Source organism: Pantoea sp. S61 (assembly GCF_016625145.1).
Lineage (GTDB): Bacteria > Pseudomonadota > Gammaproteobacteria > Enterobacterales > Enterobacteriaceae > Pantoea > Pantoea rwandensis_B.
In genome coordinates, this window is record NZ_JACVUO010000009.1 from 17,930 (window position 1) to 42,577 (window position 24,648).

Below are 24,648 nucleotides of genomic sequence, written 5' to 3' on the forward strand. Positions count from 1 at the left end.
GGGCGGTAATTGCACTTACCACTGTGATTTCACTCAGGATGTATAAGGATTTAAGGCCGGGGAAAATGAGAGTGCAGCGGCTTAGTTAATTGAAACCGCTGTCAGTCGGTGAATTTGGGCGTCGCGGCTTCGTTGATTGAAACCGCTGACAGTTGGGTGATTCAGGCGTCGCGCCAGCGTTTAAACACCAGCGAGGTGTTGATACCACCGAAGGCAAAGTTGTTGGATTGAATATAATCGGTATCAATCGAGCGTGATTCGCCAATGATGTAGTCAAGATCGCCGCACTCTGCGGCGGGCTGCGTCAGATTCAGCGTGGGCGCAAACCACCCTTCTCGCATCATCTCAATGCTCATCCAGGCTTCCAACGCGCCGCAAGCACCGAGCGTGTGACCAAAGTAACTTTTCAGCGATGAAATCGGCGTGTCATTGCCAAAAATTGCCGCCGTCGCCTGACTTTCCGCGATATCGCCCCGGTCAGTCGCCGTGCCATGGGCATTGATATAGCCAATCTGCTCCGGCGTGACGCCCGCCGTTTTCAGCGCGCGTTCGATGCAAATCTGCATGGTTTCACGCTGCGGCTGGGTAATATGTGCCGCATCACAGTTGGTGTGGAACCCCACCAGTTCGGCGAAAATCGTCGCGCCGCGTGCCTGGGCATGCTCCAGTGATTCAAGGATCAATGTTCCCGCCCCCTCGCCAATCACCAACCCATCGCGCTGTTGATCAAAAGGTGACGGCGATGAATGCGGTGCATCGTTGCGTTGACTGGTGGCAAACAGCGTGTCAAACACCGCCGCTTCGGAAGGACACAGTTCTTCCGCACCGCCTGCCACCATCACGGTTTGATATCCATGGCGGATCGCTTCCCACGCATAGCCGATCGCCTGGCTGCCTGAGGTGCAGGCGCTGGAAGTCGGGATCACACGGCCGCGCAGGCCAAAGAACAGCCCGGCGTTCACCGCCGTGGTATGCGGCATCATCTGCACATAGGTGGTGCCGGTAATGTTATTGGTGTGCTTTTCCGTCAGCATGGTGGCAAATTCACTGACCGGGCCGGTGCTGCCAGTCGATGAACCATAGGCAATGCCGGTTTCTCCGCTGGTCAGCACCGGGTGATCGATCAAGCCGGCCTGTTCCAGCGCCAGCTCGGTGGCGCGCGTTGCCATTAACGAAACACGCCCCATGGAACGAATGCGTTTACGCGTGTAGTGCGCAGGCAGTTCGAAATTATCTACCGGGGCACCAAGCAAGGTGTGCAATCCGTCGTAAATTTGCCACTCCGGCATTTTCCGCACCGCGTTTTGCCCCTGCTTGATGCGAGCGGCCACCGCGGGCCAGTTTTCGCCAAAGGCGGTGACGCCACCCATGCCCGTAACCACGACTCGCTGCATCACAGCATACCTCCGTTGATTGAAATCACCTGACGCGTAACGTAGCCCGCAATATCCGACAGCAAATAGCTGGCCAGTCCGGCAACTTCCTCAGCCGCCCCCATGCGCTTCATAGGAATGATCTTCAGCGCTTCGTCGATCACCATCGGCTCCAGTTCCGTCATGCCGGTGTCAATCAAACCTGGCGCGATACAGTTCACGGTGATTTTGCGTTTTGCTAACTCGATTGCCAGCGCTTTGGTGGCACCAATGATCCCCGCTTTGGACGCGCTGTAATTCACCTGGCCGCGATTGCCCATGATTCCGGACACCGAGGATAAGGTGACGATTCGGCCGCCTTGACGCAGACCAATCATCGGCATCACACAGGGATGAATCACGTTGTAGAAGCTGTCGAGGTTGGTGTGGATTACGCTGTCCCACTCATCTTCGGTCAGGGCCGGGAAAGCGCCGTCACGCGTGATACCGGCATTGTTCACTACGCCGTAATAGGCGCCGTGTTCGGCGATATCGTTTTCAATTGCGGTGCGCGTGGCCTCGCGCTCGGACACATCAAACTGCAGAGTGCGCCCCACTCCGCCCGCATTCGTGATGTCCGCCAGCGTCTGTTGTGCACCTACTGCATCACGGTGGTAATGCACCACCACGTTGAAACCATCCTGCGCCAGGCGAAGCGCAATCGCGCGGCCAATCCCTTTACTGGCGCCGGTCACTAATACGCTGCGCGTCATGGCTGCATCCCTTGTTGTAATTGATTAAGTTCCTGTTCATCCGGCTGATAGGTATTCAGCCGACCGCTGGCAAGGACCGCATCCTGAATGCGGATCTCGCCTTCGAAGCTACCGAGCTTGTCATCACGCATCAGCAGATGCATCTCCACCCGCAGCGTGCTGTCTGCGGCAAAGGTGGCAGCAGCGGCACGATAGCCGCGTCCACCCAGTAACATGCCGGGGCGGATATCCCGATCGCCGCGCTGTCGGGCATGAAAGCCTGACCAGACGCCAACGGTCTGCGCCATGATCTCGACGCCAAACCACGCGGGCAGTTCGCCCTGCGCATTAAGAAACGGAGCGAGTACGCCCTGGTGGTTGATGGTCACTTCACACACCACGCTCTCGTTGCTGACCTGAATCACGCGATCCAGCAGCAGCATCGGTGCACGGTGCGGCAGATAGTCGCCCACCGGCAGAAAATCAGTCATGAGGCTTTCCTACAATCAGGCAGGTGTTGTTCCCGCCAAAAGCAAAAGAGTTTGAGGCGATGATGGGACGCGCCAGCGGCTGTGGCAAAGTCAGCAGTCCGCAAACCGGCAGCGTGCTATCCAGGGTAGTGGCGCTAAAATCCTGCGCCGGTAACGCCAGATTCTGCTGCACGATAAGTGCCGCCAGCGCCGCCTCGGTCGCACCCGCCGCGCCGAGCGTATGGCCCGTTAGGTGCTTAGTGGAACTACAAGGCACGCTATCGCCAAACAAGCGATGAACCACGCCCGACTCGACCTGATCGTTGAGTGGCGTCGCGGTGCCGTGCAAATTAATGTAGCCGATATCCTGCGGCTGCAATTCGGCCTGCTTCAGCGCCATCTTCATCGCTTGCTCGGCGCCAATGCCTTCAGGATGCGGAGCCGACATATGCCAGGCGTCTGATGATTCACCCGCACCAAGCAGCGCCAGCGGCTGAGGCTCACGCGTGAGCAGCAGCAGCGCCCCCGCTTCACCGATAGAAATACCGTCACGTTCTGCACTGAACGGCGCACACTGACGCTCGGATAACGAATCCAGGCTGGCAAAGCCGTTAATTGGCATGCGGCTCAATGAATCCGCACCGCCCACCAGCGCCACATCCACCAGACCGGCCTCAATCAAGCGCTGTCCGCTGATTAACGCGCGGGCGCTGGAGGAACAGGCAGTAGAAATTGTGTACGCCGGGCCATCCAGTTCAAGATAGTGCGTCAGGAAGCGCGACGGATCACCCAACTCTTGCATGCGGTAATCGTAACCCGGCAAGCCTCCGTCGACTTGACGATCGCCCTCGTCCACCCCTGACGTGCTGGTGCCCAGCACCACCGCCACGCGCTCACGACCAAACCGGGCAATCGCCGCATCCACGGCCGGACGGATCTGCGCCAGTGCCGCCAGCAGCAGCTGATTATTGCGCGTGTTATGCGCGGCAAGTGCGTCGGGCACTGACGGCAATTCGCCCGGCACCTCGCCCAGCCAAGAGGTTTTACCTTGCTGCAACCAGCCTTCGCGCGGCTGCATACCGGGGGCATGGCCTGACGTCAGCTGCGCGGCAATCTGCTCCAGTGAGTTGCCGAGCGCATTCACCATGCCAAACGCCGAAATGTAGATCATGAGGATGCGTCCAGATGCTGGATTTGAATTTGATAACCGAATGCGCGTTGGTCGATGCTGATGGGTTCACGCACGGTTCCCCGTTGCAGATAGCGAATCAACGTCACTACGTTACCGGCAGGATCGCGCAACTCACGACGATCGCCATCGTCGATCAACTGCCAGCCTGGCGGCAACTGTGGCTGCCATGCACTCAGCGGCCAGTGGCTCAGCATGACATCCGCCAGCACCTGGCTGGCGGGCGGCATTTCGGGCAGCGCCATCATCTGCTGCGTATGAATCCCGTTTTTATCATAGGTCACGCGGAACAAGCGAATGCCCAGTGAGGACAATCCCGCCAGGCTGATTTGCTGTGAATCGGCGCTTAACAGCACCAGCAGTGACTGGGTTTTACCTTTGGCGTGGCCGGTCAGCAGTTGCTGCTGCTGAAACGCGGGTGAAATGCCTGGCGCAGGTAACGTGACGCGCACGCCCGGTTTCAGCCACGCGGTGGGCCGATTGGATGCGCTATCATGCTGTGCGCAACTGCTCAACAGCAGACTCAGCATCAACAACAAAGCACCTGTTTTCATCGTTGCTTCCTTTTCCCTGGGGCCAGCGCCAGAGGGGCCAGCAAGAATGCACAAAAGATCCCGCTGCACAGCACCGTGCCAAAACCACTGATCGCCGCCGTGCTGCTGAACACCAGCATGCCCAACGTCAGCAGTGTGGTCATCATCGCCAGCGTGACGGCCAGCATTGAGGTCAGTGGCGTACCGCGCGGATTACTGAAGAACAACGTGTAGTTGATGCCGATGCCGAGCACCAGAATCAGCGCCAGTAAGGCGAATAAGTTCAGGCTGGCACCAATCCAGCCTAACGTCGCCAGCGCCGCAGCCAGCGACAGCCAGGAAGGCAACGCGCTGCGCAAACCTGCTTGCAAACCCAGCCGTACGATATAACTGACGGTAATCAGCAGCAGCGCGAGTGCCAACAGGCCACTCAGCAGCGTACGCCAGAAGCGGAACAGCTCATCGTAGCTGGCTTTGCGATCGACCCAGCTTACGCCCGCCTGCTGCGTGGCTAAGTCCAGTAACGCCGCACTGTTTTTCACGCCATTGACCGGCACCAGCACGCTACTGCGTCCATCTGGTAACGACAGCCACAGCAAACGCCAGCCTTCGCTGAGCGGACTCGCCAGCCAGTTATCGGCTTTGACTGGCATCGCCGTTAAGTCGGCATGGGTTAACGTGATGCCTGCCTGTGTTAACCGCGCCAGGATAGTTGGCGCGGCCTGCTGCAACAGCTGAAGATCCTGCTGTTGCTGATCCAGCGAATTAAGCAGCAATACGCGATAACCCGCCATCCAACCTTGCTGCTGCGCCAGTTGCAGCTTTGGTGTTAATTCGCTGAGACGCTGCAATGCCTGCTGTTCGTTATCACCCCATACCACAAACCAGGTTTGATCGGCCTGCTGCCCCGTGAGCTGTGCCAGTTGGCGATCCTGCGCCAGCAGTTTCGCGGGAGCGCTCTGCAGATGGGCAATATCGTCATCGACATGCAGTTGCAGGATACCGCTCAATGCATAGAGCGCCACCAGAAGTGGCAATCCGACTTTTAACAGCGTGTTGCGGCGCCATGCCGCTAACCAGCGCGCCAGCCACACCATGCCGGGGATGGGGCGCACCGGCAGGCCGCGCACCAGCCATGGATAAAAACAGATCACCGTCAGGCAAGAGGCACTTAACCCGCTGGCGGCAAACACCGCCAGCTGGCGCAAACCGGGGAACGGTGCCAGCAACATCAGCAGCCAGGCAATCGCCGTGGTGCCCAGTGCCAGCAGTAAAGTGGCCCGCACCTTGTGCAGGCTTTGCCATGGCGTGGATTGTTCGCCGTGTACCATGCGTTCCGTCAGATAGTACAAGGTATAATCGGCAGAGATGCCGACAATGCTGAGGCTCATCACTAACGTCGTGAGATGCAGCTCACCAAAACAGATCAAGGTCAGCACCGTACCCGCCATCGCGCCTATCGCCACCGAGAGCGCACACAGCGCCAGGGGCCGCAGCGAGCGAAACACCAGCCACACCAGCAGCAGCAAGCCGGCCAGTGTGACGCTGCCGAGCGTTTCGACATCATGCTGCGCGCGCTGGCTGGCATCATCGCTAAACAGCACTGTGCCACGCGTTAACAGCTGGGCATCTGGCCAGCGCGTTTTTAACTGCTGTTCAAGCTGATTGAGGGCGGTCACCAACTGATGACTTTGCTGAATGCTAAAGGCGTTGCTCGCCAGTTCACCGTGCAGGAAATACCAGCGGCGCTGCTGGGCGTCATTCACGGTTAACCAGCCGTTATGCAGCACCATTTTGCTGGCATTCTGCTGCAGTGCCAGCTGCGCGCCACGCACCAGCATCAGCGGGTCGTTTTGAATTTCTTTACTGCTCACACCGGCAAACGCTGAGAACAGTTGCGCCAGAATCCAGTCGGCTTGTGCCGTACCGCCGTTTTGCAGGCGTGCGCGCGTCAACGGATCGATCAGGCCGTTACGATGCTGGAAGGCGTAAGTGCCCCAACGCTGCATCTGGTCATCATCCAGCGCACCGCTAACCTGTTTCAGCATCGGCAGCGCCTGAAGCTGCGCTTGCCACCACTCTGCCACTTCATCGCCATGCGCATCATCGGCGCTCACCAGCCACACCAGTTGGCGATCCAGCCGCTGCATAAAGCCTTGCTGGATCTCAGCGGGTGCTTGACCCAGATTTTGTTGCGGCAATAAAGCCAGCACGCTGCTGTTCAGCTGGCTGCGCGGCAACAGGATGGCCAGTGCCACCGCCAATGCCAGACATACCGCCAGCCACAGCAGCGCAGCGGTTTTCTCACTGCGCTGGGGCAAAACGTGCTCGCTCTTCATCAGTCAGTTGTTTCGGCTCGGTGCGGGTGTCACTTAAAGTGATGGCGGTTTTATCGCCCTGCTTATCATCCAGCGTAATGCTGTTAAGGAAGGCTGCGCCCTGCAGATCGATGCGATTGAAGATTTTGTTCAGCGGTGCCGCCTTCGGCGTCAGGCTGAGCTGCCACTGGTCATTCCCTTTATCGTGGAAATCGAGTTCAAAATTCTCGCGCAGCACCTTTTCGTCGGCCTGGAACAAGGCGCGCAGCAGATGATTGAACTGAAACATCTGTGGATTGCTGTCGGCGGTGATCACCTGCGGCAGCTGACCGCTCATGCTCTGAACCATCCGCTTATCATCAAGAATCAAAGTCATCACAAACGGCGTGGCCTGATGCCACCACAAACCTTGTTGCTGGGCGATTAATAACTGGCCACGCGACACCAGCAGCTGCGACATACCAGAAATGGTGCGCACCTGCTCGAAGTTGGCGCGGATTACCGGCTGGCTGGCAAAACGCTGCTGCAGCTGATCCAACGTGATGGCCTGTGCACTGGCACACAGCAACGTCAGCATCAGACAAAGAGTTCTGATCACGGTTTGACTCCCAGGCGTTCAAATAAAATATCGGGTGAAACGAAATTCATCTCCTGACTCACCGCATCCACCGCCACTTGCAGCGTGTGTGCTTTGGTGGTGACCTGGCCCGCCACATTGCGGATGACATAATCGATACGCAAGCGGTTCTCGTATTCCGTAATGCGGGCTTCCACGCGGATCACCTCTTCACAGCGTAACGGCTGGCGGTATTTGACACGCGTGTCCACCACTGGCCAGACAAAACCGCTGGCGGTCATCTCAGCGTAGCTATAGTTGATGCTGCGCAACAGCGCTTCACGCGCCACTTCAAAAAAACGGAAATAGTTGCCGTGCCACACCACGCCCATCGGGTCGCAGTCGTGGAACGACACGGTTATTTCAACCTCAGCGCGCCAGATATGTTCACTCATCGCGGCTCTTCTCCTCTGGTAACGTCCAGAAATCGTAAAAGTTAAACCAGTCCAGCGGCGCCATCAGCGCATGCTGTTGCAGTCGCTCGGCATAGCGATCCACCGTGGCCTGCAGCGCCGCCTGTCGTTGGGCTCGCGGCAGCAGGATCGGATCGGCAAAAGGCTCACAATGCACACGCAGTCTGCCCTGTTCCCGCAAGGCAAACATCAACAGCACCGGACAGCGTAAGGCGGCGGCCAGCACAAAAGGCCCCTGCGGAAACGGTGCCGGACGGCCCATAAATGCACTCCACACCACGCGGCGTTCGCCCCCGCGCTGACGATGCACGGCGGTACGATCACCGACAATCGCCACCCATTCACCGACATCCAGTTTTTGCTGCAGCAGAATGGCCGTATCCGGGCCGATATCGGTGACCGGCATCAGATTTACCCCGGCCTGCGGCGCGATGCTCTCCAGCACCTCGCGAAAGCGCTGGGCGTTATCGGTAAACACCAGCGCGTTGATCACCAGCCCGCTGACCTGCTTTGCCATCGCGCGGCAAGCTTCGATATCGCCCAGATGCGAAGCGAGGATCAAATGTCCTTTGCCATCCGCAGCACGGATGACCGCTTCGGCACCCGGCGCAAAATCAATATCGCGCCCCCACTGCACCTCTCCGCGCCAGCTGGCGACTTTATCCAGCATGCTGTAACCAAAGCGCAGAAAGTGGCGATAGCTGTTGATCGGCGCCGGCAGGGCAATCTGCTGTTTACTGGCTTCTGCCTGCACCCGCGTCAGCCATTGCTGAGAAGCGTTACGCGCCTCACGTCCGCTCAACCAGTAAACCGCCACCACCGGCCAAAGCAACAGCACAAACGGCAGCCGCCCGGCGCGACGATACAACCACAGCATAAAACGCAACCCGCTCTGACCCCGGCGTTCTGGCGTGGCGGCCCAGTGCTGCGCCGTTTTACCCCGGCTCAGTAACTGTGGGATACGCGGCACCATGCCAAAGAACAGGCGCGTGTGCATCCATGAGATACGCAGGTTGTCGCGCAAGGCATCAAAATGTGACAGGCCACTTTCCGGATAGGTGACGCGCGTGCTGATAAAGCGGCTCGGCGTACCCTGCCAGTAGAGTCGCACCATGATTTCGGTGTCGAAATCCATGCGCTGGCCAATCGGGTGGCGATCGCAGAGTGCTAATGAAGGTTGCAGCGGGTAAACACGGAAACCGCACATGCTGTCTTTTAGCGAGAAGGAGAGCGTTTCAATCCACACCCAAAAATGGGTGATGTAACGGCCATACAAACGGGATTTCGGAATGGAATCATCGTAAACAGGCTGGCCGGAGATCAGGCAATCGGGATGGCTTTCCGCTTCCGCCAGCATGCGCGGCGTGTCTTCCACTTGATGCTGACCATCCGCGTCGAGTTGGAGCGCGTGGCTGTACCCTGCTGCGGCGGCTCTGCGCATCCCGGCGATCACCGCCGCACCTTTGCCCTGATTAACCGGTAAGGTGAGGATATCCAGCTGTGGGGCCTCAAGGGCGGCGATCTGCTGCTGAGTCTGCGTATCACTGCCGTCATCGACGATAATTACCGGCAGATTAAAGGGAGCCAGGCGCGCCAGTACCGAGGCCAGCATGGCGCCGTGATTGTAACAGGGAATCAGAACACAGGGTTTGAAAGGCGCACTCAGCACAGGCGAATCTTCCCGCTGCTGGCAATCTCAATGCTGTCCACGCGAATCAGGCTGTAGCTGAAGCTCAGCAATGATTTGTCTTCCTGCCAGCTCAGCTGCAGCTCCAGCTCCGCATCAGGCGGCACCGGCTGCTGAAACTTGATGTTCTCAATAGAACGGAAATGTTTACCGATGGCCAGGCGTGACAGGCCGTAATGTAAAGCCCAGTCGAGCTGCGCCACGCCGGGTAAAATCGGTAAGGTCGGGAAGTGGCCGCGGAACCAAAACAGATCCGCGGCAGCATGCAGGCGCAACGTCAGTGTTGCGCCCTGCTGCAGGGCGTTGAGTTCAACCGGCAACATCAAACAGTTCCTCAATTTGGGGCCAGGCGCGTTTACTCTGCGCCGTCACCGGAATCGCGTTGACGACACGCCAGTAACGCGGCATGGCGACGGGGTCAAGCCAGGGTTGCAGCGCGATTTTCCATTGTTTCTTGCGTTGGGTCAGCGTTGCGGCATCCAGCGCGTCCGGCAAAGCCAGCACCACGCCAATCGCCTGGCGTCCGTGACGCTGAATCGCCAGAGCGGCAGCATCTTCCACGCCAGGTAAGGCCAGCAGTCGTCGCTCGATCTCACTGAGAGAAACGCGCTTATCTTCGATCTTCACCACCCGATCCTGACGCCCCGCCAGCTGAAATACGCCGGAGGGCTGTTGCACAATACGATCGTCAAGCGGCCAACCCTCAGTGGTTTCCAGCAACGCCGAAAACACCCGCCATTCAGCAGATGCCTGCTGCTCCAGCCTGACCTGTGGAAAACAGTGCCACGGGGCGTTTTCTTCCTGCGCACAGCGCCAGCCCATCACGCCGGTTTCGGTGCTGCCGTAAATCTCATCCACCGCACAAGCGAAGGCATCCTGAGCACGTTGCGCATCAGCCCAGGGCAAAGCCCCGCCTGCCGAAACAATCAACGCACACGACGGCGCATCCAGGGCAGGATCAAGGCGTCGCAAAAAGGCCGGACTGCTGATAAAGGCGTAGCGGCGATCGCAACGCTGATCGGCCAACTGCTCACCGTAAAAAATTTGCTGGGCGGCGAGTGGCAAACTTAACGCCATCGGTAACACAATGCGAAACGTCAGGCCATACAGATGCTGATGGCTCACTGAGGCAATGACGTGGCATTGCTGCAGACGTTCGGCCCATAACGCCGCCAGCCACTGCGCTTCGAGATCGAGTGCACGCAGTGATTTCACTACGCGACGTGGGGTGCCAGTGGAACCGGAGGTGAACAACACCAGCGCGGCATCCCCGGCGATGGCAGGCAGCTCACCCAGCGCCAGTGCACCGTCCCAGCGCAACTGTGGCAGGGACACCGCCAGCGGCATATCGCTGATCACGCCATCCAATTGTTCTGCCATCTCTTCCAGCTGCGCGGCCCGACAATGTCCTGGGATCACCGGGGTTTTACCGGCGTGCCATAACGCCAGCAGCGCAGCCGTGAAGTGATAACTGTTATCGAAGCATAACGCCCAGTGCTGGCCCGGCAGCCGTTGCAATGTTTCCACTAACGCCATCACCTGCTGGCGCATTTCCGATAACCAATGCTGTTGCTGCCCTTGCCAGGCCACGACACGATCCGGCGCTTCGAGCCAGTCGCGGATACTCACCACCTTCATGCCTTGTTCCTCATGCGCTGACGCAGCAGCCATTCGCCGCCCATCAGCGTGCCCATCAGCAGATAGCTGATGCACCCATTCCAGAGTGTCCACAGCGAGAGATCATTGAGCAGGCAAGTGACCAACGCCACGCTGCCGTTAAAAATGAAAAATCCACACCATACCTGTGTCACGCGCCGCGTATAGCGCACTGCCCGCGCGGGCAAATCCGCTTCACGCAGCCGCGCTAAACGTTCGACCAGTGGCATGGGGCTCCATAAAGATGTGCCAAACAGCAGCAGCATCAGCGTATTCACCACCACCGGATACCACAGCAACAAATGCTGGCTGCGCAGTAGCATGCTGGCAAGGCACAGTGAGGTGCCCACCAGCGCCAGCAACAGCATCACTCGCCCCATCGCGCCCTGCGCGTGGCGTAACTGCCAGATGCGCCAGCCAAACAGCAAGGCTAACAGAGCAATCACACCACGCCATTGCGGATGGGTGACAGCGAGCCACACCAGAAATGGCCAGGCCAGCAGGGCCAGACCATTTAACAGGCGCAGAAAGGCTGGCATGCCGGAAATCAGGCTTCGTCGCGCATCAGTTGATCGACGGCATCCACCACATCCTGCACGGTGCGAACCGCACGGAAGGCTTCAGGTTTGATTTTACGGCCGGTACGCTTTTGCAGGTGCACCACCATATCCACCGCATCAATGCTGTCGAGTTCGAGGTCTTCATACAGACGGGCATCCGGGCGGATATCATCGGCATCAATTTCAAACAGCGAGGTTAGTAGCGAGGCCACTTCCTGGTAAATTTCGTCTTTATTCATCATTTTGACTGTTCTCAGGCTTGCTGTTGTTCAACAAACGCGGCCAGCGTGGCCACGGAAAAAAAGTGCGCGCGTAAGGTTTCGCTTTCTGCGGAAAGCTGTACGCCGAAGCGATTTTTCACCGCCAGTCCCAGCTCAAGGGCATCGATTGAATCGAGTCCCAACCCTTCGCCAAACAAGGGTGCGTCGGTTTCTATATCGCCCGGGCTGATATCTTCCAGATTCAGCGTGTCGATAATCATCAGTTTGATGTCGTCAATCAGTGCTTGCATAACTTACTTTGTCTCTTCAGGGACCAGTGCCTGTTGCAGGTGACGCGTCAGGCGACGCGCGGCGAGCGGCTGCGCATCTTCTTCGGCTTCACTGAAGGCCTGGCTATCAATACGCGATTGTACGCGTACAGTAAAAACGGGTTTAACCAGCGGAATCTGATACCAGCGACTTTGCTTATCGAGCATACGCTGGGTGCAGCTAATATGTACCACGCGCAGATCGCATCCGGCACGCACCGCGATATTGGCGGCACCGCGTTGCAGCTTCAACGGTTCACCATAACGGGTACGCGTACCTTCAGGAAAAATCAGGATGGTATCGCCGCGCGCTAAACGCTGCTGGCTATCTGGCAATAAGGTATCGGCTTCGCTGTTAATCAGGTAATCGGCAGATTTGATTACGCCATTAAAAAAAATGTTGTGCTGCAATTCGGCCTTAACCAGACAATCCATTTCCGGCAGTACCGAAGCAATCATCACATAATCGATCAGCGAGGGGTGGTTGGCTACAATCAGGCAGCCGCGATCCTGGCGCAGTCGTTCCGCACCGATGATCTGATAATCGTAGACGCCGACAAAGCGACAGAAGCGCAGGAAACAGCGGAAGCTCCACGCAATGCTGCTGCGCGCAATCTGACGCCGACGCAGACCATCACGCTGAATCAACAGCAGCAGGTTAAACCAGGTCACAGACAACAGCAGACCGCCAACGCTGAACAGCGTAAAACTCACGGCGGTCATCACCAGTCGCCAGTAAAAGTTGCAGCCAGCACGCCAGCGCAGGGCTAACGAATTATCCGCCATGATGACGCTCCCAGTGCCACAGGTGACGTTCACCGGCAATCGTCATTCGTTCGTCACCCTGCAACATCGCCTGCAGGAATTGCAAACTTTGCGGCAAAGTTCCGGCTTCGGCGCGCGCAGGCTCTGCTGTGCAGCGCCACTCATTGCCGGATTGCAGCAACAGAGCCACCGCGTAAGGGGCGTTGAAGCGGTCAATTTCGGGTAACCACGGCTGATAATAGGCAGGTACAACGCCGTCAAAATCCACCAGCAGCACCTGCGCGTAGCCCGCCTGATGCAAAGCCGCGACCTCAAGCAAACCCTGTTGAAAACTGTCCATGCCCGCTGAAATCGACGAAGAGACCAGCGGCTGTCGCGCAGCAATGGTTAAGCTACCCACCGCAGAGTTGTGTACGGACATGGCAAAATCGGTCGGAGACAGCGCCTGCTGATCTTTTAACGCCATGAGTATGCGCAGATTACGTTCCAGCTCACCGTGGCGGCTGGTAAACACAATGGCATCCACCGTTTGACGTGCCAGTAGCGCCAGCCCGCTCTCCACAGCCGCACGGCTGCCAGCACTCAGGCGACGTGCAGTCATCATCGGCAAAAATTGGGGTTTGGCGATCGGTAGGGTGGCGTCTAACGCGTTTTGCTGCCCGGCCCAGTGCTGCCACTCATCGGCAGTGCTGTGACCTGGGGCAATCGCGTGCCAGTCAACCAGGGTGTAAGCGAGTTTCATACCTGTATTCTTTCATCAGCCTCAGGGATGGTCAGATTTTCGCTGTGCGGCATCCCTTCCCTGCTTGCGTTCGAGTCCGTCATCCGTCTCATGCGAATGTCGCCGATTAACAAGGCGGGCACATGGCCCGCCTGTTTTCTCTTTCGGCAGCGTTAGCGCTTTCTTTAAAACATTGTGTCAGCGATCACGCATGGCGCTTATTTTACGGCCTGAACCGCAAGACGCGTCTGAATACCCTGGTTCAGATTCTGAATCCAGCGGTTGTAGTTACGATGGATCTGGCCGCTGCCCGCTTTCAGATTGGTACTGCTCACGTAATCAATGCGGTAGCTGTTTGCAGCATAAGTGATGCGAATGTCGGCCGTATGACCGCGCTCGGACAGCTTACCGTTCATCACGCCCGGGCCTGCTGGGGAAATCACCCAGTGGTTGGCCGCACCGGCTTCAACAATGGCGCGCTGCATTTGACTATCCGTGTAGCTCTGCCCAACGGTCTGGCTCACGTTCTGAATGGGTGCGGTGCGCGGTGCGCAACCCGTCATTAATGCTGCTGTCACGATTAAGGCAAGCGCCGCTTTTTTATTCATCATTTCCTTTGTTTCCCCTGTCGTAGCCAATCACCACAAATGGCGACCGTGTGCGTAATTGAACTTGCACTGATCCGTTCAGACTTTGTAAAGCGCGCGAATAATACCACTATATGTAAAGACAAGTAAAAAAAAGCACGAATGACTTAAGCAGCGCCTCATTCCATGGAAAAAGCGGATATTGCCGGGTTTACAGCGTAAAATCTGCCGCAAAACCGGCTTGTGGCATGATGTTTAGCCCTGCCAGCCGCCGCCGAGCGATCGGTAAAGATCGATTTGTGCGAGCAACAGAGTGTTTTTCACTGAGACAATATTGAGCTGAGTACTGAACAAGGTGCGCTGCGCGTCCAGTTCATCCAGATAAGAGGCATAACCGTTCTGATAACGATTACGTGCGATGCGGTATGCTTCTGTCACATAGCCTTCTTGCTTCTGCAATTCCGTCAGCTGTTCCTGACTGCGACGAATGGCATCCAACGCGTTATCCACATCCGAAAAGGCACCGCGCACCACTTTCTCATAGCCATAAAGCGCCTGGTTACGTGCGGCCATCGCCACATCCACCTGCGCCGTCAGTGCTTCGCGGTTTAATAGCGGTGCGAGAATGCTGCCGCCGATGCTCCACAGGCGGAAGGGATTGTCCAGTAACTGATGCAATTGATAACTTTGCAGCGTGCCGGTCGCCGTCAGATTAAGCGACGGCAATAAATCGGCCTGCGCCGAGGCCAGCGAGGCATCCGCTGCAATCAACTGGCGCTGCGCCTGCACAATATCCGGGCGGCGGTTGAGCAACTGAGACGGCAACAACGTCGGCAGCGTCTGCGGTTTGATGTGGTCGAAGTTGCGGGTACGGGCAATCTCGCGCGGATTCATGCCCACCAGCACGCTGAGTGCATTCTCTTGTTGTTCGATTTGATGCTGTAACTGCGGCACCTGCGCTTTGGCGGTCTGATATTCCGATGCCGCCTGCATCCACTCCAGTCGCGAGGTATAGCCGGTTTCAAACTGGCGCTGTGCCAGATTTAGCGAGTTTTCACGCGTGGCCAGCGTGGCTTCAGTGACGCGCAATTGTTCGTCCAGCGCGCACAAACTGAGGTAACCGGAGGCCACCGAACTGGCAACCGTTAATTCAGCCGCTGAGGCTGCAGCACGCTGGGCATCCAGAGACGCTTGCGAGGCAAGAATGCTGTTGCTGCGACTGCCCCAGAGATCCACGTCATAGTTTGCCTGCAGCAGTCCCTGGAAGACGGCATTCTCATACGGCTGCCCGGTCACCGCCGACAATGCGCGCTGATGCGTGGCGGCAACCCCGGCGGATAGCGTGGGGAAATTATCCCCCTGCGCAGCACGCAATTGCGCGCGGTACTGATCGACCCGTGAACGGGCAATCAGGATATCGCTGTTATGCTGCAACGCCTGGTTCACTAAGCGGTTAAGGTTATCGTCGCCAAAGCGTTGCCACCACTGTGCTTCGGGAGCTGCCGATGGGCCAACCTGTTGGCGCCAGCTGTCCGGGATCGGTAAAGATGTCGGGGCCTTTTCCACTTCGGTCGCGCAGCCGCTGACCATCAACGCCATCAGCGAGGCAAGGATTAACCGCTTCATGGCGCATCCTTGTGCGGCTCTGCTGCGGTATCAATATTGACTTCAACCGACATGCCGGGACGCAATCCTTCGGTATCGCCGAGGATTTGAATACGTACCGGAATACGCTGTGCGATCTTCACAAAGTTACCAGTGGCATTGTCTGGTGAAATGGCACTGAATTCTGAACCGGCGGCGGGGGAAATAAATTCAACCCGGCCGTCAAAGCGCTTGCCGTCCAGCGCATCAACCCGAATCGTCACGGGTAATCCTGGGCGCACACGTGCCAGCTGTGTCTCTTTCAGATTGGCGATCACCCATTTGTTATCCGGCACCACTGACGTCAGGCGCGTACCCGCCGTGACATAGGTCCCTTTACGCACCGACAATTGTCCCAGCTGTCCGCTGTCGGGCGCAATAATCCGCGTATTGGCCAGATCGATATTGGCCAGTTCCAGTGCGGCTTTGGCACTGGCTACATCACCTTCCAGGGAACCGCGATTCACGATGACCGTTTGTAAACTCTGCTGCGATACCGCAACCTGCGCATCTGCCTGGCGAAGTTGCGCTTGTGCCTGCGCGTTAGCGGCACGCGCCGCGTCACGTTCACGCACGGAGAGCGACCCATCGGCCGCCAGATTTTCTACACGCTTCAGGTCAAGACTGCTTTTCAACGCCTGAGCTTTGGCATTCTCCAGCGCAGCTTTATTGCTGAGAATATTGGCTTCCGCACTGCGGCGCTGCTGTTGGTTATTGTTTTGCGCAGCGATTTTCATATCCAGCTGCGCTTGCGCCTGATGCACGCGCTGGCGATAGATCCGATCGTCAATGGTCATCAGTAACTGCCCTTTGGTGACCGGTTGTAAATCCACCACGTTGACGTCGGTCAGATAGCCGCTGACCTGCGGGCTGATAAAAGTGACCTGCCCGCGCACATAGGCATTCTCCGTTGACTGAATCGTGCTGGTAAACGGCCACAGCTGCCAGGCGTATAAAATCACCAATACGCCAACAATCACAATGCCGCTGCCGAAAGCGATGGAAAGAATGCGTCGGCGGTTGGCGCGTTCGCGCTCCGCAGCCTGAATATCGTCCTGTTGGCTCATGAATTCTCCGTCGGGTTTGAAGCTTGCTGACGCTGTTCTGTCAAATTATGGCGTGCCTGACGCCAGTTGATATAACGCAGCCGCGTCAATCGCCACAGCACCCACATCAGGGTGATCAGCGCCATCGCGGCAGTCAATAAATAGGTGTCGTTGTAGGCCAGCACGTTAGCCTGTAGTGTGGCCACGGCTTGTAGCTGGCTGCTGCTTTGCGCACTGAGCAGGACGTTGTCGGGCAACTGGCTGCTAAACAGTGAACTGTATTGGCTGAGGCGCTCGGTGACATTGGGATCAAGCTGTGACAGCTGATCGCCCAGCAGGCTGGAGTGGTACTTCTCCCGCCACGTCTGGAAGGTGCCGAGAATCGCCGAGCCAATTAGCCCGCCCAGATTTTGGCTCATGCCAAACAGCACCACAAAACTCACCAGATTTTTCGGCTGCGTCACCACACCGCCAATCCCTAACAGCATCGCGGGTGCGAGGAAGAACGCGCTGCTAAAACCGAGTAAAAACTGACTGACATACAAGTTGTTGCCACGTGTCACTGGGCTGGACTGTGCATCCATGTACGAGGCAATGATCATCACCACCAGCGAAGTGACGATCGGCCAACTGAGATGCGTCGGTTTGATGGTCAATGCACTGGCGATCATGCCAAAAATCACCCCAGCGATAATCGCTAAAGCCAAGCCACGCATCTGGTCATTCAGCAGCCCAAGCTGTTGCAGGAAGCCCACCGCGCCGGTGTTTTGCTCGGCCAACACAATACGCATCATGATCATGACAATGCCCAGTCGCACAATCATGCCGTTGCTGAGCCATCGGGTGTTAATCAGTGGATTCGCGCGGTTATGTTCCACCACCACTGCCGCAACAATCAGCACCAACGAAATGGCTAATGAAATACCTAACCACGGCGTGGTAAACCACCACTCGATGCGGCCCAGCGATAGCACGCCGCACAGCAGTGCCATGCCGGGTGCCAGCAGGATAAAAGTAACAAAATCCATCTTCTCAAAGGCCTTGATACGATCGCCCGGCGGCAACTTCACCACCAGAACACAACCGAGCGCTATCATCGCCAACCCTAACTCAAACAGATAAAGACCGCGCCACTCTTCCAGCTGGAGCAATTCGGTAGAGAACAAACGGGCGAGCGGGATCGCCAGCTGGGATGCGGTAATGCCGATCACCAGGGCTTTGAGTCGGTGTTTCGCCGGCCAGGCCTGAATTTGGTAATAGATGCCAAGCGAGCTAAGCGCCGCGCCCACCATCCCGTGAGCGGTGCGCACAATAATGGCGGAACTGAGATCGTTGGCCAGGATATGGAAGAACGCCACGATCACGTAAAGCACGAGAAAAGCTTCGGTGAACAGCCGCAGGCCAAACTGCTGACGAAATTTAACCAGCAGCAGGTTGATGGAAATGTTGCCCATCACGTAGACAGCCGGCAGCCAGGCAATCTCATTGCTGTAAGCGCCAAAGGTGCCCTGAAGATTGGTGAGATTGGCTGTCACCAGCGCATTACTGAGCGCGCCGGTGATGGAGATCAGCAGTCCGATAATGCCAAACGCCACGCGCTTTGAGGGCGAGTGGATTGGGGTGGAAGGTGAACCCGGCAGCATCGGTTTTTCATGAGGCAGCCATTCACGTTGTGCATAAGGATTGCGTTTTGCCACGATTAGATACTTCCCAATCGAGCCAGCAGCTGTTGCAGCACCTTCTCGGTCACCGCCAGCGCATCAGGATCGATATCTGCCAGCAACTGTGCGCGCAAGCTGTCTGCCTGGGTTTTCACTTCGGCAAACGCCACGCTGCCCTGCTCAGTCAACATCAGCAGGCGTTTGCGGCGATCCTCTTTCGGCTGAACGCGCGCCAGTAACTGCTGTTTTACCAGTCGATCGACCAGTGGCACCACGCTTGCTTCTTCTAATCCCAACAGTTGCGCCAGCGCTTTCTGGGTCGGCGGCTCCGTGGCCGTGGCCACTGTCGCGATGGCCATCCAGCTGCTCATACTTAAGCCACTCTCTTTCAGGCGACGATCGACCGCCAGCCGCCATGCATGTGCCGTAAGATGTAATAAACGCGAAAAAGGTTGCGGATAGTCAGTCAAAACGTAGTAGCCTAATGATTAGATACCTAACTAGACAAGTGCGTTATTATAAACAAAGTGTCAGCCTGATGAAAAGTTTGCTTACATTAGCACTGTAGTTCGCGCGCCTTAGCCCTTCCACTTTGTTCTCAAACTGATACAGCCTGCGTTAAAGCCTATTCCTGTACAGCTATTTTGTATAAGTTTCCCGTCAGTCAAATTTATCAACTAATTGATAAAAAACAATAAGCACAAATTCCTTAAAAATATCATTGTACAAGTTAAGCTTCATTGTATAAGTTTACTTCCCGTGAGCCAGCGACTGGCTCCGTAACGAATGATGCACTTTGCGTCGCCTCTGAAGGTGTTTTTGGATTTCCACCTTCAGAGGTGTCTTTTTTGCGTTGGTTGATGAGTTTGGGTCTTACGCGCCTGTCCGCGCGTGAGTTTTTTCATCATGGAACTGAAGGCCAGGTTGCCATCAGACCGATCTGAAGGGCTTCATACATGCAAAACGCCGCCACCAGCAGTGACGCTATCGCTGACTATTTTAAACTCGCCGGTAACAGCGACAGCACCGAGATGGAAGTTTTCGGGCAGATCATCGCTGAAATCCTGCAAGCCGGCATGCCGGTCACCAATAAAGCCATCATCGCTTCGCTGATTAATCGCCTTGAGATGGAAAGTGATGTGATCCAACTGGATATTTATCGTCATCTTCTCGAACTGGTGGTTAACAAAACGCCTGACGATCTCTCGGTGTAATACCGGATTCCAGGGACGGAATCACTCTCTTCTTCGCTCTCCCGCTAGCTTCATCCCTCAATGCCCGCTAACATCATCCGCGTTTAGTGTCCAACTGGTTGCTGCCATGCCGTGACGGTATGCGCAAAATAATAAAAGAGCCTGCACATTTATGAGCCCATCTACAGAACACGCCCCTGCGGCGAACGATATTACCGTGGGCAGCGTTTTACGCTCGCCTGCGCTGCTTACCCGTGAGTGTCTGGCTGGGGTGATTACCGCTCTGGCACTGATCCCAGAAGTGATCTCCTTCTCTGTTATAGCGGGTGTCGATCCCAAAGTGAGTCTGGTCGCCTCGGTGGTGCTGTGTCTGACCTTGTCGATTTTAGGTGGACGCCCGGCCATGGTCACGGCTGCAGCGGGATCGGTGGCACTGGTGATTGGACCGATGGTGCACGCGCATGGGGTTGAATACATTCTTCCTGCGGTAATCCTCGGCGGTATTATTCAGATTATTTTTGGTCTTGCCGGGCTGTCCCGCATGATGCGCTACATTCCGCGTTCAGTGATGCTGGGCTTTGTGAATGCGTTGGGCATTCTGATTTTCTTCGCGCAGGTTCCCCACGTCTGGGGGCAATCGGGATTAGTGTGGGTGCTGTTTGCCGTGACTCTGGCGATTGTGCTGCTGTTACCCAAAATCCTGAAAAGCGTCCCGTCACCGCTGGTCGCCATTGTCGTCGTCACCGGGGTGGCGTTGTTGCTGGGTTATCGCGTGCCTAACGTCGGCGATGAAGGGCCAATGAGTTCAGGCTTGCCAGGATTCACCACGCTGCTGGTGCCGTTTAATTTACAGACGTTGCTGATTGTCTGGCCTACCGCTTTGAGTATCGCCTTCGTGGGTTTGATGGAATCTCTGCTCACCGCCAAGCTGGTGGACGATATCACCGACACACCTTCGGGTAAGCGCCGCGAGTCCTGGGCACTGGGCGTCGGTAATATTTTGGCCGGTTTTTATGGCGGCATAGCTGGCTGTGCCATGATCGGTCAAACCATTGTTAACGTTGAGCTGGGCAAAGCACGCACGCGCATCTCAACCGTTGCGGCAGGTATTGTGCTGCTGCTGCTGGTCACCGGACTGAGTCAGATCATGGCGCAGATTCCTATGGTGGTCCTCGCGGCAATCATGATGGTGGTCGCGGTGAAAACCGTTAACTGGCACAGCCTGCAACCCGCCACGCTAAAACGTATGCCGTGGTCAGAAACCTCGGTGATGGCCCTGACGGTCGTGGTCACCGTTTGGACAGGCAACCTGGCGCTCGGCGTGTTAATTGGCGTGATCCTCGCCATGATGCTGTTTGCACGTCGTATTGCCCATGTTATCCATGCTGAACGCAAGTTAAGCGATGACGGTGAACAGGTCTATTACACGGTACGCGGCCCGCTGTTCTTTGGCAGCAGCAATGATTTGTTCGAACATTTCGATTACGGACACGATCCAAAAGTTGTCACCATTGACCTGACGCATGCACAAATCTGGGATGCATCCAGCGTCGCGGCCCTGGATGCCATTGAATACCGCTATCAACGTCACGGTGCGACAGTCACCGTCATCGGGCTGGATAACCGCAGTAGCGATTTCCGCGATCGCCTGAGCGGCAATTTGGGGTGATGATTTCAGTGAAGTGAGTTTGAGTCACTTCGTCCAGATTGATTTTTCTCTCAGCTGTCATCTCCAACGAGATGGCAGCTTTTTTATGGGCTTTCGTCAGCGATATATCGACTACACTTAGGAAGCAACGCTCGGTTGCCCAAATAAAGGACGTGATTAATGAAGAGTTTATTCGGTGGAATGCTGATTATCACTTGTCTGGTCTCGCTGATGGGTTGCCAGCAATCCGACAGGCCAATTGGGCCTGATGGTCGTCCAAATGTGCCCACAGAGCAGCCTGTTCCGGGCGGCCCGATGAGTAAAGGTCCCGTAGGGCAACCGCAAGCCTGAGGCTTATCGCGCCCAAAGCAGATGAGCAGATGAGCAGGTGAGCAGGTGAGCAGGTGAGCAGGTGAGCAGGTGAGCAGGTGAGCAGGTGAGCAATTGTAACGTGCAGTTGATATCGAGGTTAGATATTAGGAATTGATATTATGAAGTAATATCGCAGGCACAAAAAAACCGCCCTTGGGCGGTCACGACATTACTGCATATTGCTTTGATTTTATTTGGTTTTAGCGACTACTAAACATGGTACCCGGGGCGGGACTTGAACCCGCACAGCCATAAGCCGAGGGATTTTAAATCAGGCGCATTTGCTATTGAAAACATAGTAATAGGCAATATTTTCATAAAATAAGTTCAATAATCGTACTCCATTTATCAATGGCTTATAGCCTATCCTGTCTTAATATTATGAAGCATTTTCCGGCTTACGTACCGCTTCGCTAGCGTTTCCACGGAGCCATCCTATTATCAAATTGTCACTTCGAATCCCTGTGATGTTGACCACTAGCTCATTGGAAATGTTAGGCACAGTATTGTGTCTGGCCCGGCTGATTGGACTCATCCGGGCTTTTTATTTTTCCTTTCAGCCGCCAGCCTTACATCCTTTTCCATCTCCAGCATTCCCCCTTAATAAATCCTTCACTCTCACGATTTACCCACCGATTTTATTCTGAAAATTATACCCGCCGCTTCGCTAGCTTTTACTTGATGCCATCCTATGATCAGAGTGTCGCTTCTACTTCCCTGTACTATCGACAAACTCTGATTGATCATGATTCGCACCCATTGTGCAGCCCGGACGCCAACACTACCGGGCTTTTTTATGTTGTGAAATCATCACTACCGAAACGGAACGAAATTCGCTACTCCCCTCAGTAAATTCTTATCATCGATCATTTTGTGATCAACGCCTCAATTGTTGCTATTATAGCGACGTGATACACACAGAAAACGTGATGTTTTACGAAACAGAATTTCCCATTGAACGAATTTTTTACCCGCCTTTGTGCGGGTTTTTTTGTGCCTAAGCGGTATTGATCACATCTTTATCTGTGGCAAAGCGCATGATGCATGAAACCAGAAGGTACGATAGTTTCCCCCAAAGATTGCCCGCGCTTCATCTCACTCGCAGCGCGGGCTTTTTTGCGTAAATAGACTAGATTTGAAGTGGTACTGTCGAAAACGTGGAGGCGAGAATGCGCTATCTTTTGCTGCCAGGTATTACTACGGTTTTGCTAGTAGTTGTTGTGTTTCTGATGCAAGCACACTGGAGTCCCATGCTGTGATGATTCGACCCATCACGGCAGGCCAAGAAAAACTATAAAAGATTACGCTGAACTCTCCGCACAGGCTGAACTCAAGGGCATCCTGTGCTTTTTTTTAAGCGTGCGCTGGCTATTTCTAAGGGTAATACTATTCTCAATCGGTTCCCGTTTCCCAATGGGACGCCATCAATTACAGGCAAAACTTTTGCCGCCCGGAACCCATTGCTCCGGGCTTTTTTGAAAGCATCAAATCGGCGAGCCATCCTGCTCATGTATCGCAGTGACTTCATGTGTCACCACACCAATCACTGCCACATCCCCTGACAAATCATCTTCCAGAGTCTGGCCTTCATCGGTGATGATTCGACGCGGATGCATATAGGTGTGCCCCCATTCGTAAATGCCTGACAAATCCGGCAAGACAGCATCACCATTCTTTGGCCGCCGTTTCTCATCAACGATGCAGCTGCGCCCCTTCCATTCCACAAGGTAACAGGTCGTGCTGGTCGCAAGCACCTTCTGCACCGGCAGTGTCATCTCGCCACTCACAGGTCCGAAATTCGAGTGGTATATGCCAGCGACAACCTTTCCCGCTTCATTGCCCACGCTTTCTGAGTGCCCTGTCCTGCGAACCACAGTTTTCCCTTCCCGCTTTGATTGAGGCCGTCTACAACGCGCATCAGCGCCTCGCTATTGGCCTGTGGTTTGTGTTCGTCAAAGAGATTGAGTTAGGAGACGCCCTGACTGAAAAAATCACCCAGCATTACCCCTGCTTTCATATAACGTCGGTTATCGAGCCAGATACGACCCAGCATCTCCATAGCCACCCGGATAATGTCTCGGTTGTCGTTTGATGGCGTTTGTAAATTGCCCATAGCCTGGTTGCCATAATAAATTCCATTAACAGCGTGCAGACTGGTGCGAACAAAAACCGCTACCTGACAGCAGAACTGGCGTTCTTCGCGTAACTTCTCTGCAGCCCGCTCCGCGTAAGCGCAGATGGCCTGACACATTTCCATGTAATCGGCTAAACGTGAGAAAGCGTTTATTTCCCGTATGTATCGCTGGGGATATGAGCGCGGCATGGTGAAGGGTAATCCTACAAAGGGCGTGAAGAAGTTCAAAGAAGATTCTCGCGACCGCTACGTCACAGATGCGGAATATCAGGCGCTTTATTCTTGTGCGCCGGACATTGTGAAGGTAGCAATGGAGTTGGCGTATTTATGCTGTGCCAGACAGGCAGATGTCCTTTCCATGAAAAAGAGCCAAATCATGGAAGAAGGTATTTTGATTAAACAGAGCAAAACAAGCGTAGCGCAAATTAAGGGCTGGTCCCCTCGCCTAACTGCTGTGATAAGCATGGCAGGAGAGCTAAACCTAAAGCCAGGCATGAGCAGTATATTCATCATCCACCAGCCGAACGGTTCGGGCTATACGCGCGATGGTTTTAACAGTCGTTGGAGCGCAGCCCGTGAAGAGGCTCGCATTAAATTTCCAGAACTGCTTTTTGATTTCACCTTCCACGATCTTAAAGCAAAAGGTGTGTCAGACCTTGAGGGTGATCTTTATGAGAAGAGAGCCATAACCGGGCATAAGAACGTCGAACAAACCGCAGCATACGACCGCAAGATCGTTGTCGTTCCGGTTGTCGGTGGGCAGAAAAAAAGCGTCTGATATTATGAAGTCATATTATGAAAA

The 24,648-nt window shown here is 55.6% G+C and carries 25 protein-coding genes and 2 pseudogenes; 4 read left to right on the forward strand and 23 right to left on the reverse strand.

Translation table 11 applies throughout. The annotated features are described in order from the left end of the window. Nucleotides 1-161: 161 nt before the first annotated feature. The 21 genes from IAE30_RS17035 to IAE30_RS17135 form a co-directional block, all read right to left on the reverse strand. Nucleotides 162-1,394: a beta-ketoacyl-ACP synthase gene (locus IAE30_RS17035; protein WP_038647663.1), complete on the reverse strand. Its 1,233-nt coding sequence runs from the start codon at nucleotides 1,392-1,394 to the stop codon at nucleotides 162-164. Further along, complete coding sequence (locus tag IAE30_RS17040) at nucleotides 1,394-2,125, reverse strand: 3-ketoacyl-ACP reductase FabG2 (protein ID WP_200680464.1); 732 nt, start codon at nucleotides 2,123-2,125, stop codon at nucleotides 1,394-1,396. Before IAE30_RS17040 ends, IAE30_RS17035 begins: the two co-directional genes overlap by 1 nt. Beyond that, nucleotides 2,122-2,595 carry a hotdog family protein gene (locus IAE30_RS17045; protein ID WP_038647667.1) on the reverse strand — a complete coding sequence of 158 codons (474 nt, stop codon included), beginning with the start codon at nucleotides 2,593-2,595 and terminating at the stop codon, nucleotides 2,122-2,124. Before IAE30_RS17045 ends, IAE30_RS17040 begins: the two co-directional genes overlap by 4 nt. Then, nucleotides 2,588-3,745 (reverse strand): beta-ketoacyl-[acyl-carrier-protein] synthase family protein, encoded by a 1,158-nt coding sequence (locus tag IAE30_RS17050; RefSeq protein ID WP_038647669.1) that lies wholly within the window; start codon nucleotides 3,743-3,745, stop codon nucleotides 2,588-2,590. The genes IAE30_RS17045 and IAE30_RS17050 overlap by 8 nt, the downstream gene beginning before the upstream one ends. After that, complete coding sequence (locus tag IAE30_RS17055; protein ID WP_038647671.1) at nucleotides 3,742-4,317, reverse strand: DUF3261 domain-containing protein; 576 nt, start codon at nucleotides 4,315-4,317, stop codon at nucleotides 3,742-3,744. Before IAE30_RS17055 ends, IAE30_RS17050 begins: the two co-directional genes overlap by 4 nt. Beyond that, a complete protein-coding gene (locus tag IAE30_RS17060) occupies nucleotides 4,314-6,635 on the reverse strand; it encodes an MMPL family transporter (RefSeq protein ID WP_200680465.1) in 2,322 nt (773 codons plus the stop codon). The genes IAE30_RS17055 and IAE30_RS17060 overlap by 4 nt, the downstream gene beginning before the upstream one ends. Continuing rightward, on the reverse strand, nucleotides 6,601-7,212 hold the full coding sequence (locus IAE30_RS17065) for an outer membrane lipoprotein carrier protein LolA (RefSeq protein WP_038647675.1): 612 nt from the start codon (nucleotides 7,210-7,212) through the stop codon (nucleotides 6,601-6,603). Before IAE30_RS17065 ends, IAE30_RS17060 begins: the two co-directional genes overlap by 35 nt. After that, nucleotides 7,209-7,625 carry a thioesterase family protein gene (locus tag IAE30_RS17070; RefSeq protein WP_038647677.1) on the reverse strand — a complete coding sequence of 139 codons (417 nt, stop codon included), beginning with the start codon at nucleotides 7,623-7,625 and terminating at the stop codon, nucleotides 7,209-7,211. The genes IAE30_RS17065 and IAE30_RS17070 overlap by 4 nt, the downstream gene beginning before the upstream one ends. Beyond that, nucleotides 7,618-9,312: a glycosyltransferase family 2 protein gene (locus IAE30_RS17075; protein WP_200680466.1), complete on the reverse strand. Its 1,695-nt coding sequence runs from the start codon at nucleotides 9,310-9,312 to the stop codon at nucleotides 7,618-7,620. Before IAE30_RS17075 ends, IAE30_RS17070 begins: the two co-directional genes overlap by 8 nt. After that, on the reverse strand, nucleotides 9,306-9,653 hold the full coding sequence (locus IAE30_RS17080) for a hydroxymyristoyl-ACP dehydratase (protein ID WP_038647681.1): 348 nt from the start codon (nucleotides 9,651-9,653) through the stop codon (nucleotides 9,306-9,308). Before IAE30_RS17080 ends, IAE30_RS17075 begins: the two co-directional genes overlap by 7 nt. Then, the gene (locus tag IAE30_RS17085; RefSeq protein WP_038647683.1) at nucleotides 9,640-10,968 is read right to left on the reverse strand and encodes an AMP-binding protein; all 1,329 of its coding nucleotides are present in this window, start codon (nucleotides 10,966-10,968) and stop codon (nucleotides 9,640-9,642) included. Before IAE30_RS17085 ends, IAE30_RS17080 begins: the two co-directional genes overlap by 14 nt. Further along, complete coding sequence (locus tag IAE30_RS17090; RefSeq protein ID WP_200680467.1) at nucleotides 10,965-11,525, reverse strand: hypothetical protein; 561 nt, start codon at nucleotides 11,523-11,525, stop codon at nucleotides 10,965-10,967. The genes IAE30_RS17085 and IAE30_RS17090 overlap by 4 nt, the downstream gene beginning before the upstream one ends. A gap of 8 nt (nucleotides 11,526-11,533) precedes the next feature. Next, entirely contained in the window at nucleotides 11,534-11,788 is a 255-nt protein-coding gene (locus IAE30_RS17095; RefSeq protein WP_034820249.1) for an acyl carrier protein, read from the reverse strand. Between the two features lie 11 nt (nucleotides 11,789-11,799). Continuing rightward, complete coding sequence (locus IAE30_RS17100; RefSeq protein WP_045816217.1) at nucleotides 11,800-12,057, reverse strand: phosphopantetheine-binding protein; 258 nt, start codon at nucleotides 12,055-12,057, stop codon at nucleotides 11,800-11,802. A gap of 3 nt (nucleotides 12,058-12,060) precedes the next feature. Then, nucleotides 12,061-12,861: a 1-acyl-sn-glycerol-3-phosphate acyltransferase gene (locus IAE30_RS17105; protein WP_045816218.1), complete on the reverse strand. Its 801-nt coding sequence runs from the start codon at nucleotides 12,859-12,861 to the stop codon at nucleotides 12,061-12,063. Beyond that, nucleotides 12,851-13,582, reverse strand: a complete 732-nt coding sequence (locus IAE30_RS17110; RefSeq protein ID WP_200680468.1) for a beta-ketoacyl synthase chain length factor — start codon at nucleotides 13,580-13,582, stop codon at nucleotides 12,851-12,853. Before IAE30_RS17110 ends, IAE30_RS17105 begins: the two co-directional genes overlap by 11 nt. Nucleotides 13,583-13,779: 197 nt before the next feature. Continuing rightward, nucleotides 13,780-14,172 carry a hypothetical protein gene (locus tag IAE30_RS17115; protein ID WP_097119582.1) on the reverse strand — a complete coding sequence of 131 codons (393 nt, stop codon included), beginning with the start codon at nucleotides 14,170-14,172 and terminating at the stop codon, nucleotides 13,780-13,782. 231 nt (nucleotides 14,173-14,403) lie between these two features. Further along, nucleotides 14,404-15,774 (reverse strand): efflux transporter outer membrane subunit, encoded by a 1,371-nt coding sequence (locus IAE30_RS17120; RefSeq protein WP_038647693.1) that lies wholly within the window; start codon nucleotides 15,772-15,774, stop codon nucleotides 14,404-14,406. Further along, nucleotides 15,771-16,859, reverse strand: coding sequence for an HlyD family secretion protein (locus tag IAE30_RS17125; protein WP_038647695.1), 1,089 nt, complete (start codon nucleotides 16,857-16,859; stop codon nucleotides 15,771-15,773). Before IAE30_RS17125 ends, IAE30_RS17120 begins: the two co-directional genes overlap by 4 nt. After that, complete coding sequence (locus IAE30_RS17130; RefSeq protein ID WP_045816222.1) at nucleotides 16,856-18,535, reverse strand: MFS transporter; 1,680 nt, start codon at nucleotides 18,533-18,535, stop codon at nucleotides 16,856-16,858. The genes IAE30_RS17125 and IAE30_RS17130 overlap by 4 nt, the downstream gene beginning before the upstream one ends. A 2-nt stretch (nucleotides 18,536-18,537) precedes the next feature. Next, nucleotides 18,538-18,969: a MarR family winged helix-turn-helix transcriptional regulator gene (locus IAE30_RS17135; RefSeq protein WP_200680469.1), complete on the reverse strand. Its 432-nt coding sequence runs from the start codon at nucleotides 18,967-18,969 to the stop codon at nucleotides 18,538-18,540. 486 nt (nucleotides 18,970-19,455) lie between these two features. Between IAE30_RS17135 and IAE30_RS17140 the strand changes: the two genes are divergently transcribed. The 3 genes from IAE30_RS17140 to IAE30_RS17150 all read left to right on the forward strand — a co-directional run bounded on the left by IAE30_RS17140 (nucleotide 19,456) and on the right by IAE30_RS17150 (nucleotide 21,691). Then, the gene (locus IAE30_RS17140; RefSeq protein ID WP_034820289.1) at nucleotides 19,456-19,713 is read left to right on the forward strand and encodes a biofilm/acid-resistance regulator YmgB/AriR; all 258 of its coding nucleotides are present in this window, start codon (nucleotides 19,456-19,458) and stop codon (nucleotides 19,711-19,713) included. Nucleotides 19,714-19,864: 151 nt separating this feature from the next. Next, nucleotides 19,865-21,361 carry a SulP family inorganic anion transporter gene (locus IAE30_RS17145; RefSeq protein ID WP_045831646.1) on the forward strand — a complete coding sequence of 499 codons (1,497 nt, stop codon included), beginning with the start codon at nucleotides 19,865-19,867 and terminating at the stop codon, nucleotides 21,359-21,361. A gap of 159 nt (nucleotides 21,362-21,520) precedes the next feature. Then, a complete protein-coding gene (locus IAE30_RS17150) occupies nucleotides 21,521-21,691 on the forward strand; it encodes a hypothetical protein (RefSeq protein WP_167347096.1) in 171 nt (56 codons plus the stop codon). Nucleotides 21,692-23,196: 1,505 nt separating this feature from the next. Here IAE30_RS17150 and IAE30_RS17155 read toward each other — a convergent pair. Together IAE30_RS17155 and IAE30_RS17160 are read right to left on the reverse strand one after the other, a co-directional pair. Then, on the reverse strand, nucleotides 23,197-23,487 hold the full coding sequence (locus tag IAE30_RS17155) for a hypothetical protein (RefSeq protein WP_200680471.1): 291 nt from the start codon (nucleotides 23,485-23,487) through the stop codon (nucleotides 23,197-23,199). Nucleotides 23,488-23,495: 8 nt separating this feature from the next. After that, a pseudogene (locus tag IAE30_RS17160) lies at nucleotides 23,496-23,987 on the reverse strand (DUF4113 domain-containing protein); the annotation flags it as partial. On the opposite strand from IAE30_RS17160, the pseudogene IAE30_RS17165 reads away from it, so the two are divergent. Continuing rightward, nucleotides 23,977-24,624: pseudogene (locus tag IAE30_RS17165) on the forward strand (tyrosine-type recombinase/integrase); the annotation flags it as partial. The pseudogenes IAE30_RS17160 and IAE30_RS17165 sit on opposite strands and share 11 nt — an antisense overlap. Nucleotides 24,625-24,648: the final 24 nt, after the last annotated feature.